Raw genomic sequence first — 10917 nt, forward strand, 5'->3', positions numbered from 1 at the left:
GAACGGTTCGGGTCGAAGAAGCGCACAGGGGAGCAGTCGGCATGACCGGCCAGGACGATTTCAAACCCTTTACCGGGCCAAAGCTGCTGTTCGCCGGGCTGGTACTGGCGCTCACCAACTTCATGGTGGTGCTCGACACGACCATCGCCAATGTCTCGGTCGGACATATCGCCGGGTCGCTCGGCATCTCGACCAGTCAGGGGACGTGGATCATCACCTCCTATGCGGTGGCGGAGGCGATCTGCGTGCCACTAACCGGATGGTTGGCCGGGCGGTTCGGGACGGTCAGGACGTTCGTGTTCGGGATGATCGGCTTCGGCGTCTTCTCGATCCTGTGCGGGCTGTCGTCCAGCCTGGCGATGATCGTCGTCGCGCGGATCGGTCAGGGGCTGTGCGGCGGGCCGCTGATGCCGCTGACGCAGACGATGCTGCTGCGCATCTTTCCCCGGGAAAAGCACGGACAGGCAATGGGGATGTGGGCGATGACCACCGTCACCGCGCCGATCCTTGGGCCGATCCTGGGCGGGACGATCAGCGATAGCTGGTCGTGGCACTGGATCTTCTTCATCAATATTCCGGTCGCGATCTTCTGCGTATTCGGCGCGCTCCGCCTGCTGAAGACCGCTGAGACGAAGCGCGAGAAGCTGAAGGTCGACAAGATCGGCCTCGCCCTGCTGGTCCTGTGGATCGGCGCGCTGCAGATCATGCTCGACATCGGCCGCGAGCATGACTGGTTCGAGGACCCGACCATCGTCATCCTCGCGCTGGTCGCGGCGGTCGGCGCGGCGGTGTTCGTGGTGTGGGAGTTGACCGAGCGGCAGCCGATCGTCGACCTGCGCGTGTTCCGCCATCGCGGGTTCACGGTCGCGGTCGCGGCCTTGTCGTTTGCTTTCGGGACCTTCTTCGCTTCGGTCGTGCTGATCCCGCAATGGTTGCAGGCAAGCCTTGGCTACACCTCGACCTATGCCGGTTATGCCACCGCGTTCAACGGCGTGGGCGCGGTCATCATGTCGCCCTTCGTCGCCAGGATGCTGAAGAAGCATGATCCGCGTGCGCTGGTGTGTTTCGGCATCTTCTGGATCGCGGCGGTCAATCTGTTGCGGGTCCAGTGGACGACGGGCGCGGATTTCTGGACGCTCGCCTTTCCCCAGATCGTGCAGGGGTTCGGAATGCCGTTCTTCTTCATTCCGCTCACTACCATTGCGCTCGGCGCGGTCGAGCCGAAGGAAACAGCATCGGCGGCGGGCGTAATGAGCTTCCTGCGCACCATGGCGGGCGCGATCGGGACATCGGTGTCGATGACGCTCTATGGCGACAACATGACCGTCGCGCGCAGCGAGATCGTGTCCCGGCTGAACGCCGATCCGACCGCGCAGGCGTTGCAGGCGCAGGGTTTATCGGCCGAACAGGCGCGCGGTGCGATCGAAATGACGGTGACGCAGGAAAGCAGCACGCTGGCGATCAACCACATGTTCCTGCTGTCGGCGATCATCTTTGCCGGTGCGGCGCTCATCATCTGGCTGGCCCCGCGACCCAAACGGGCGCCGGCACCGGGGGCGGCACATTGAGGGCCGGGGGACGCTGCCGATCCCGGATCAGTAGTCGCTGTCCCCGCCGAACGCTGCCGCTTTCATCGGGACAGGAGTGAAAGGCCCCGTCCGTATCGGGGTCACCGCGCCAAACCGATGATAGCGGTTCCTACATAACCCTCCGCAGCAGATCCCGTCAGCGTCGGCGTCTGCTGCGCGATCTGGGCCGTTGTGTTGTCGCCGAAGACGTTGTCGCTCGCGGTCGAGACCCGCGAATAGTTGGCAACGCTGCTGCTGTAGAGTGCCGACCCGCTGTAGATCGCGCTACAGGCCGCAGTCGGCATGGCAAGTTGCGAGGTAAGCGAAGCATAGCGTCCGCCGGTCGCGACCGCCGCGCTCGAAAACACTTCGAAATGCATGTGCGGGAAGCGTCCGGCGTAGCAGCCCGGGAAGATGGTGGTGAAGGTCACCTGCCCATTTGCGTCGGTGACCAATGCCCCGCGCAGCCAGCTTTCGCTCGACATATCGTAGAGCGAATATCGGCCCTGCGCATCGCAATGCCACAAATACACCAGATAGCCGGCCAACGGTGCGCAGGCGGCGTTCACATTGACCACGGTCAGCGTCAGCTTGAGCGCGACACCGGATGCGGTCGTGGTCGATCCGTTCAGGAAGCTGGACCGGATGTCGCTGCGTACCACACCGCTGGCGGTCAGGACGTTCGAGGTCGATCCGCTCGACGTGTTGGTGCCGTCCGCCGGATAGGGGCCGGCGGTTTCGGTCGGATCGACCAGACAGGCACCGGTCGGCGTTGTGGTGGCAGTCGCGGTCGGGGTGGGTGTCGGCGTTGGGGTCGGGGTGGCGGTGGTCGTAACGGTGCCGCTGCTGCTACCGCTTGAATCACTGCCGCAGCCGCCCAGAAGCGCGGCGGTGCCGACGCCGGCGAACAGACGCAGCGTGCTGCGGCGATCCGCCATCGCAGCGATCACCTTTAGGTCATGGACGAGCCCGAGGTCATGGTCTTCTGCGGCGTCTTTCTGGGGCATGTGGCGTCTCCTTGTCCGTGTCTGGACACTGACACTCCAACCGCACCGCCATATTTCGCCGTGTCGCCCCAATGTTGCAGCATGTTGCAACGGGGATCAGACGCGCGGCAATATAACCTCGACCCGCCCGCCGCGCGTACCGTAGCACAGCGTCACGCTGCCGCCATGCGCCTCGGCCAGCGACCGGACGATGGCGAGGCCAAGGCCCGCTCCGCCGGTCTTGCGGTTGCGTGACGGATCGCCGCGGACGAACGGTTCGAACAGCCGGTCGCCGAGCGTCGGATCGAATCCGGGTCCGTCATCGTCGATGCGTATCGTCACCTGGGCATCGCCGACCTGCCAGTCGACCCGCGCGCAATGGCCATAGCGTATCGCATTCTCGACGAGATTGGCGAACAGCCGCCGTAGCCCGGCAGGGTCCCCCCGGACAAGCGCCCGTGCGCCAAGCTCGATCGTCACAGGCGCACCTGCGCTGGCCAGATCGTCGATCAGTGCATCGAGGACGCTACCAAGATCGACGGTTACATGGCCGGCATGGCGTTCGTCACGGGCGAAGCGCAGCACGTCGCCCAGCATCGCGCGCATCTCCTCGATATCCGCGACCGCGCGCAGCCGGGCCGGTTCGGGCAGTTGCTCGATCCAATAGGCGATGCGTGACAGCGGAGTGCCCAGATCGTGCGCAATTGCCGCAAGCATGGCGGTCCGGTTGTCGGCATGACCGGCAAGGCGGTCGTGCATCGCGTTCAGCGCTGCGCTCAACGCGCGCACCTCTCGCGGTCCGTCAACCTGCGGCGGGGCGATACCGGGCCGCGCCGCCCGCGCGCCCGCCGCCAGTTCGCGCAGCGGCCGGGCGATCGCACGGACGATCCACCATGCGATCAGCGCCATGGCCAGCATCGCCGCCGCCATCCCGCCGAGCGTCACCAACAGCCAGTGTCGGAACAGCCGGTCGGGAGCGCTGCGCACCACCCGCCAACGCTCCCCGTCGTGCCAGCCCAACGTGAAGCCGCCGCGCAACGCACCGCTGCTCCCCAATGCCGGTTCGGCATAATAGCCGCGCAATTGGCCGCCGCCGATCATCGCCCGCAACCGCGCGTCGCGGTTCCGGTCCGGCCGTTCGTTCGCGCGGGCGGTGGGAGCGCTGCCAGTCGATAGGATGAGATCAGCCTGCGTTGCGTCCGCCAGCGGTTCGCCGCGCAACGCGGCGGCGACATCGCGCAGCGCGACCGGGGCGGGGCGGGGCGGGGGGCCGGCGAACGTGATGGCGAACGTCACCGCCGTCGCGGCGAAGATCGCAGCGATGACCAGCAGAAAAATCGGTAGCGCGATCGACGGCGCAGCGCGCGGCTTGCTCATCCGTATGCGACTTCGGCGGTGAACAGATAACCTTCGTTGCGAATGGTGCGGATGAGTTCTTCCCTACCATCGCGAGCGAGTTTGCGACGCAGGCGGCTCATCTGCACGTCGATCGCGCGGTCGAAATGCTCGGCATTTACCCCCCGTGACAGATCGAGCAACTGGTCCCGGCTCAGCACCCGCCGAGGATGTTCGATCAACGCCAGCAACAGGCGGAATTCACCGTCGGAAAGGTTGATCGCGACATCGTCTGGATCGAACAACTGCCGACCGGTGGCATCGAGCCGCCATCCGGCGAACCGGTGATAGTGGCGAACCGGAACAGCTGCCTCTGCCGTCTCGCCGCCCGTCGCGCGGCGCAGGACCGACCGGATTCGCGCCAGCAACTCTCGCGGGTTGGCAGGCTTGGCGATATAGTCGTCGGCGCCCATCTCCAATCCGACGATCCGGTCGATGTCGGTCCCGATAACCGACTGCATAATCACTGCCGGCCCCTGCGACCTGTCCATCGACCGCAGGATCGAAAGCCCATCCTCGCCGGGCATCATCACGTCGAGGACGATCAGGTCGTACTTCCGCGTCGCCATCGCAGCGCGCATCGTCGCTCCATCGGCGGCGGTATCGACCCGATACCCATGACCGTGCAGGAACGCCGCGGTCAGTTCGCGTATGCCGGGATCGTCATCGACGATCAGCAGGGTGGTGGTCGGATGCACGGTGTCCTTGGCTGGCTGTGGCATGGTAGGTATCAACGGAAGCGCGGTGGCCGGAAGATTTCCAGGCGGACACATATTGCAACAATTGGCCGGGAGTTTGCAGCCTCGCTCGGCAGCGATTCAGCAGACGGTCAGCGCAGTCGCCGATCCCCTTCGGGGCAATCAGATAGCCTGGTGTCCGATCCAAAGGAACTGAGATGGTGCATCGGCTGGCGTCATCCCGAACAGCCAGTGCGATCACGCCGGATGGACCGAGCGGGTGAGATACGCGACCATTGTCTTGCCGACGCGGGCGTCCGGCTGCTTTGGCTCCCCGATACATGCTGTGCCAACCAATGACAGCATTGCCGGAGCCGCCATCGCTAGCACGGCGCGACGGGAGAACCGCTCCGCGCCCTGCATCACACGATCTCCGGCAGCTTCGTCAGATGCTTGTCGAGCGTCATCGGGTATTCCCGTATCCGCACACCGGTGGCGTTATAGACCGCATTGGCGATCGCCGGGGCGACGCCGGAAATACCAAGCTCGCCCACGCCCTTCGCCTTCACCGGCGACATGGTGGGATCGGTTTCCTCCAGGAATATCACCTCCTGATGCGGAATATCGGCGTGGACCGGCACTTCGTATCCGGCGAGGTCGTGATTGACGAAGAAGCCGAAGCGCTTGTCGACGGCCAGCTCTTCCATCAGCGCCGCGCCCGCACCGCCGACCATGCCGCCAATCACTTGGCTGCGGGCAGTAATGGGGTTGAGGATGCGTCCCGCCGCGCAGACGGCCAGCATCCGCCGGATCCGAATTTCGCCGGTATAGGCGTCGACCGCAACCTCGCAGAAATGCGCGCCGAAGGTCTGCTGCGAGAACCGCTGCGACAGGTCGCCATATTCCATCCTGTCTTCAGCGATGATCGCACCGTCTTTCGCGGCCTGGGCGAGCGGCGCCCGCCGATTGCCGGCACGTACCTCGCCGTCGACGAACTCAGCGTCGGCGGAGTTGAACCCGAGCTTTGTCGCCACAGCCTCGCGCAGCTTGACGCATGCGGCATAGGCACCGGCCGTGGCGGATGCGGCACCACCCTGTCCGCCACCCCCGAAGGCTTCGGGATAATTCGAGTCGGCGAGCTTTACCACGACGCGATCGAGCGGCAGGCCAATCATCTCCGCGACCGTCTGGCCGATGATGGTGTAGCTGCCGGTCCCCATGTCGGTCATGTTGCTTTCGACGGTCACGATGCCGTTGCCGTCGAGCGTGACACGCCCGCTGGCCGGAATGATCGGCGCGCTGCGAATAGCGGATGCCATCCCCATGCCGATCAGCCAGCGGCCTTCACGGCGACTGCCGGGCCTAGCCGGACGGTCCTTCCACCCGAACCGCTCGGCACCCGTGCGCAGGCAGGGGACGAGCTGACGGATCGAGAAGGGGCGCGGCGTTTGGCCTTCCTCGCCGGGTACGACCTGGGTATCGTTGATGACGCGTAGCTCCACCGGGTCCATCCCCAGCTTTTCGGCCAGCTCGTCCATCGCCACTTCGAGCGCCATCAGGCCCGACGCTTCGCCCGGTGCGCGCATGGCATTGCCTTCGGGCAGGTCGAGCGTTGCGAGCCGGGTGAGGTTGAGACGGTTGGTCCCTGAATAGAGCAACTGCGTCTGCGCAGCCGCAATCTCCGGGCCGCCTCCCGGCAGATTGCCCGATAGGGTTTCGTGACCGACCGCGACCAGCTTGCCGTCGCGACCCGCCGCCAGACGGACGCGCTGGATCGTGGCCGGACGATGCGACGTATTGTTCGGCATCAGCGGGCGCGGCAACGTCACCTTCACCGCCCGGCCGACCGCGCGAGCGCCCAGCGCCGCGAGGATCGCGTCCGAACAGACGCTACCCTTTCCACCGAATCCGCCACCGATGTAGGTCGCGACGACGCGGATCCTGTCCTGCGGGATGCCGAGCTTTTTACCCAGGTCGCGCCGCGCCCAACCGACGATCTGCTGCGCCGACCAGATCGTCAGGTGATCGCCGTCCCAGCGCGCGATCGTGGCGTGCGGCTCCAGCATCATGTGGCTGTGGTCGGGGGTGGTGTAGGTCGCATCCACCTTCACGGGAGCTGATGCGAAAGCCGTGTCGAAGTCGCCGATGCGAACGTCCGGCTGACGCTGATGCGGCTTTGCGCCAGCCCGTGCAGCGGCAAGATCGAACGCGCCCTGCTCGCGCGCATAATCGACGCGGATCAGCGATGCGGCATGACGCGCCTGCTCGAACGTCTCGGCGACGACCAGCGCGATAGCCTGATGGTAATGCTCGACTTCCGGCCCCGCGAGCGGCTTGGCGACGTAGAACCCCTGCTTCTTGATCGGGCCGGCATTATCGGCCGTCACGATGGCGAGGACACCCGGCGCGGCCTTGGCCTCGCGCATATCCATCGATGATATGCGGCCCTTGGCGATGCCCGAACCGACGACATAGCCATAGGCGGCGTTCGGCGCGGCCTCGTGGTTCTCGTAGGAATAGACGGCGCGTCCGGTCGTCTTCAGCGGCCCCTCGATACGCGGGTGCGGTTTGCCGACAACCTTTGCCCGATCGATCGGGTTGGTGCCTGCTGGCGTGTCGAACTTCATGCTGACTTGCCTTCCGCGATGGTGGCTGCAAGCGCTCGCGTCGCGAGCGGTATCTTGAACGCATTGTCCTCTGTCGGTCGGGCGTTCGCGAACGCCTTGGCCGTCACGACTGCGACCCCCTGAGTCATCAAAGCGTCGGCCGCGTCGATCCGCCACGGCTTGTGCGCGACCCCGCCGAACGCTGCACGTCCACTGCCGTCCTTCTGGATGACGGCCGCGACCGAGACGAGCGCGAAGGCATAGGAGGCCCGGTCGCGAACCTTCTCATAATGGTGCGTGCCGCCCAGCGGCCGGGGCAGCGTCACCGCCGTAATCAGCTCACCGGCTTCGAGGTTGTTGTCGAGGTGGGGCTTGTCGCGGGCAGACGGTGGAAATCGGCGATCGGGATAGCGCGGGTCGTGCCATCCGCCTTGACCGTCTCCACGGTCGCATCCAGCACGCGCATCGCCACGGCCATATCGCCGGGATAGGTGGCAATGCACTGGTCGCTCGAACCGATCACGGCGAGCTGGCGCGAATAGCCGCCGATCGCGGCGCAGCCCGACCCAGGCTTGCGCTTGTTGCAGGGCATGTTGGGGTCATAGAAATACGGACACCGGGTCCGCTGAAGCAGGTTGCCCGCCGTGGTCGCCTTGTTGCGAAGCTGGCCGGAAGCTCCTGCCACGATCGCGCGGGTCAACACGCCATAATCGCGACGGACGCGGGTGTCGGCAGCGAGCGCGGTGTTCGTGACCAGCGCGCCGATCCGCAAGCCGCCATCCGTTGTCGGCTCGATCCGATCGAGCTTCAGGTCCTGGACGTCGACCAGATGCCGGGGCGTCTCGATCTCCAGCTTCATCAGGTCGAGCAGGTTGGTGCCCCCGGCAAGGAACTTTGCTCCGGGCTGACGGGCAACAGCGGCAGCGGCTTCGGCCGGGGTCCTTGCGCGCTCATAGGTGAAGGGCTTCATGCCTTTGCTCCCGCGACTTCCGCCATCGCCTCGGCGATGTTGGAATAGGCACCGCAACGGCAGATATTGCCGCTCATCCGCTCCCGCATTTCGGCGTTGGTCAGCTGCGGTCGCGCGGAAAGATCGGCCTGGACATTGCTCGGCACACCGCGCTTGATCTCGTCCAGCACCGCGACGGCCGAACAAATCTGGCCCGGCGTGCAATAGCCGCACTGATAGCCGTCATGACGAACGAACGCGGCTTGCATCGGGTGGAGCTTGTCCGGGGTGCCTAGCCCTTCGATCGTCCTCACCTCGTCGCCCTGATGCTGGACGGCGAGGCTCAGGCAGGAATTGATCCGCTCCCCGTTGACGATGACGGTGCAGGCTCCGCACTGCCCGTGATCGCAGCCCTTCTTCGTGCCGGTGAGCTTCAGATGCTCGCGCAGCGCATCGAGCAGCGTCGTGCGTGTGTCGAGGTTGAGGTCACGACGCTTGCCGTTGACGGTGAGCGATACCGGCATGGTCGCGGGAGCAGCCGCTTTTGCGGGCTGTGCCTCCACTTGCGGGGCCGCGGCCAGCGCAGCCGCTGCGGCGCTGCCGGCGAGAACACCTCGCCTCGACATCTCCATCTCGGTCATCATCGCCGTCGCTCCCGTTACAGCTTGTTGTATAGATCGTCGGCGACCGGTTCGAGCCACGTCACGGACGTACCGTCGAGCGCTTCCGACACCGCCACATGGGTCAATGCGCTATCGCGAGCCGCACCATGCCAGTGCTTGACGCCCGGCGAGATGAAGACGGTGTCGCCGGTCGCGATCGGCTGCGCGGCCTCGCCGTCGACCTGCACCCATCCGTGTCCAGCGGTGACGATCAGCAATTGCCCCAGCGGATGCGTGTGCCAGTTCGTATGCGCGCCCGGCTGGAACGTCACCGTCGCGCCGCCGAGGCGCGCATCGCCGGTGCCTTTAAAGGGCGATGCGACCGACACGCTGCCGGTGAAATAGTCGGCGGGACCGGATTTCGGCTCCTGACCGGGACGGATGACCTGAACGTTCGGCATGGCGGCAACCTCCTGCTTGGCGAATATTTTGCCCGCGACAAAGATGGCGGCGTTCGCCTTCGGCCACCCAGCGTAGAAAGTGAGATGGGTCAGCGCCTCGACGATCTGCGGCTGCGTCAGCCCGTTTTCGATGCCACGCTGGACATGGAAGGCGAGCTGGTCGCCATCACCGCCTGCGGCGAGCGCGGCGATGGTGACGAGGCTGCGGTCACGCGGCGACAGGTCGGTGCGTCGCCACAAGTCGGCGAACACGACGTCGTTGGTAAGCTGCGCGAGCTTGGGTGCGATCGGAGCGAGCGTCCGGTTGACGGTCGAAGCACGCGCGGGATCGGAGCCGGGCAGTGGCGCGGTGGCCGGAGGCACCGCTGCAAGCGGCGTCAGGTCGACGTGGCGCGCGGCAAATACTTTCTCGACCTCGTTCAAGGCTGACACTGCGTTCGGCCATCCGGTATAGAAGGCGAGTTGCGTCACCATGCCGGCCACCTCGGACGGCTTGACGCCGTTATCGAGGCCAAGATTGAGATGGCTCGTCATTTGCGCAGTCTTGCCGGTCGCGATCAGTACCGACAGGGTAACGATGCTGCGGTCGCGCGGGGCCAGTTCGGGACGCACCCACACGTCACCGAACAGCACTCGATCGGTATAGCCGGCCAGCGCTGGCGCGATTGCCTGCATGTTCCTGGGCGCAACCGACGGACGATCCTGCGCCTCGACCGGCACGGCCATCGCCAGCGCGGCAGCGGTTGCGGTTGTTACCTTCATCGTCTCGTCTCCCATCCTGATCCCGGTTGGGATCAATCGCCGCCAGCGCTCGTCTTCACCGGCCGAACGAGGCGCGAGAAGGTGAGCTGTGCCAGACGCCATTTGCCAGCCTGCCTGTTGTAGACTTCCGTGACCATGAAGGGATTGGTGACGGTGCGACCACCGACGACGGCCTTTAGGTCGAGGTCTTCCAGCACGATTGCGGTGTTGCCGAACACCCGCACATCAACCGCGTAGATCGACGCCTTCTTGTACCAGATGCCGCCGCTCTGGATGGTGGCGAGTTCCTGGGTCTTGCCCCACGTTCCGCCCATATGGGTGAACATGGCCCGGTCGTCGAAGAGCGTCGCGAGGGAGTCGACCTTCTTGTCCGCCATCCAGTCCCATTTGGTCTTCGACAGGTCGATGACCTGCTGCTCGGTCGGGGTATGCGTTGCGGCCGTCCTGATCGTCTCGGTGGGCGGTGCCGGCGTTTGTTGCGCGAGCAAGGGCTGCACGGGCAGCACCGAGAGGGCGACCGCGCCCAGTAGGCAAAGCCGCTTCATTCCCTGTATCGACCGAGTGTCCATCACAACTGCTCCTGCGCGAAGTTAGTAGGGGGCACGCGGATGCCCCAACATCAGCCCGTGAATGACGATCAAGCGTCGGCACGACGGCGACCTCTATCTAGGTTGAAGCATTCTCGGGGATTAGACAGGGTAAATCACTTGGGTCTATGATATGACGTCATGAAACCCTTGGTGGCGACCTGATATGCAGCGTGAGGATCTGGGCAATCTGGCTATGTTTCTAGGATCAGGACCTATTAAATGGTTGCGTGATTGGCGGCGGATTGATTCACTGTCGGCGGAGGTGCCGGGATGAATGACCTGCTGTTGCTGTCCAAGGCGCAGATGCGCCGGATCGAGCCG

At 65.2% G+C, this 10917-nt stretch carries 8 protein-coding genes and 1 pseudogene; 1 reads left to right on the forward strand and 8 read right to left on the reverse strand.

Annotated elements, in window-relative coordinates:
* Positions 1-41 precede the first annotated feature (41 nt).
* The gene (locus ASE83_RS17260; protein ID WP_055793339.1) at positions 42-1568 is read left to right on the forward strand and encodes a DHA2 family efflux MFS transporter permease subunit; all 1527 of its coding nucleotides are present in this window, start codon (positions 42-44) and stop codon (positions 1566-1568) included.
* Positions 1569-1669: 101 nt separating this feature from the next.
* On the opposite strand, the gene ASE83_RS17265 is transcribed toward ASE83_RS17260, so the two are convergent.
* The 8 genes and pseudogenes from ASE83_RS17265 to ASE83_RS17300 all read right to left on the reverse strand — a co-directional run bounded on the left by ASE83_RS17265 (position 1670) and on the right by ASE83_RS17300 (position 10575).
* Positions 1670-2575 carry a dioxygenase family protein gene (locus ASE83_RS17265; protein WP_055793342.1) on the reverse strand — a complete coding sequence of 302 codons (906 nt, stop codon included), beginning with the start codon at positions 2573-2575 and terminating at the stop codon, positions 1670-1672.
* Positions 2576-2671: 96 nt separating this feature from the next.
* A complete protein-coding gene (locus tag ASE83_RS17270; protein ID WP_055793345.1) occupies positions 2672-3931 on the reverse strand; it encodes a sensor histidine kinase in 1260 nt (419 codons plus the stop codon).
* The gene (locus tag ASE83_RS17275) at positions 3928-4671 is read right to left on the reverse strand and encodes a response regulator (RefSeq protein WP_055793348.1); all 744 of its coding nucleotides are present in this window, start codon (positions 4669-4671) and stop codon (positions 3928-3930) included. The genes ASE83_RS17270 and ASE83_RS17275 overlap by 4 nt, the downstream gene beginning before the upstream one ends.
* Before the next feature lie 377 nt (positions 4672-5048).
* On the reverse strand, positions 5049-7253 hold the full coding sequence (gene paoC / locus ASE83_RS17280) for an aldehyde oxidoreductase molybdenum-binding subunit PaoC (protein ID WP_055793352.1): 2205 nt from the start codon (positions 7251-7253) through the stop codon (positions 5049-5051).
* Positions 7250-8202, reverse strand: a pseudogene (locus tag ASE83_RS17285) (FAD binding domain-containing protein). The gene paoC and the pseudogene ASE83_RS17285 overlap by 4 nt, the downstream one beginning before the upstream one ends.
* The gene (paoA, locus tag ASE83_RS17290) at positions 8199-8825 is read right to left on the reverse strand and encodes an aldehyde dehydrogenase iron-sulfur subunit PaoA (RefSeq protein ID WP_443024330.1); all 627 of its coding nucleotides are present in this window, start codon (positions 8823-8825) and stop codon (positions 8199-8201) included. Before paoA ends, ASE83_RS17285 begins: the two are co-directional and overlap by 4 nt.
* 14 nt (positions 8826-8839) lie before the next feature.
* A complete protein-coding gene (locus ASE83_RS19000; protein WP_055793355.1) occupies positions 8840-10006 on the reverse strand; it encodes a (R)-mandelonitrile lyase in 1167 nt (388 codons plus the stop codon).
* A 32-nt stretch (positions 10007-10038) separates the two neighbouring features.
* The gene (locus ASE83_RS17300) at positions 10039-10575 is read right to left on the reverse strand and encodes a nuclear transport factor 2 family protein (protein WP_200921928.1); all 537 of its coding nucleotides are present in this window, start codon (positions 10573-10575) and stop codon (positions 10039-10041) included.
* Positions 10576-10917: the final 342 nt, after the last annotated feature.

The sequence above is a fragment of the Sphingomonas sp. Leaf32 genome, assembly GCF_001421765.1.
In the GTDB taxonomy this organism is placed as follows: domain Bacteria; phylum Pseudomonadota; class Alphaproteobacteria; order Sphingomonadales; family Sphingomonadaceae; genus Sphingomonas.

Bases quoted from the DNA above. Each gene is read 5' to 3' on its own strand.
- ASE83_RS19000 (WP_055793355.1), bottom strand. From the start codon at position 10,006: ATGAAGGTAACAACCGCAACCGCTGCCGCGCTGGCGATGGCCGTGCCG.
- ASE83_RS17260 (WP_055793339.1), top strand. From the start codon at position 42: ATGACCGGCCAGGACGATTTCAAACCCTTTACCGGGCCAAAGCTGCTG.
- paoA (WP_443024330.1), bottom strand. From the start codon at position 8,825: ATGATGACCGAGATGGAGATGTCGAGGCGAGGTGTTCTCGCCGGCAGC.
- ASE83_RS17265 (WP_055793342.1), bottom strand. From the start codon at position 2,575: ATGCCCCAGAAAGACGCCGCAGAAGACCATGACCTCGGGCTCGTCCAT.
- ASE83_RS17270 (WP_055793345.1), bottom strand. From the start codon at position 3,931: ATGAGCAAGCCGCGCGCTGCGCCGTCGATCGCGCTACCGATTTTTCTG.
- ASE83_RS17275 (WP_055793348.1), bottom strand. From the start codon at position 4,671: ATGCCACAGCCAGCCAAGGACACCGTGCATCCGACCACCACCCTGCTG.
- paoC (WP_055793352.1), bottom strand. From the start codon at position 7,253: ATGAAGTTCGACACGCCAGCAGGCACCAACCCGATCGATCGGGCAAAG.
- ASE83_RS17300 (WP_200921928.1), bottom strand. From the start codon at position 10,575: ATGGACACTCGGTCGATACAGGGAATGAAGCGGCTTTGCCTACTGGGC.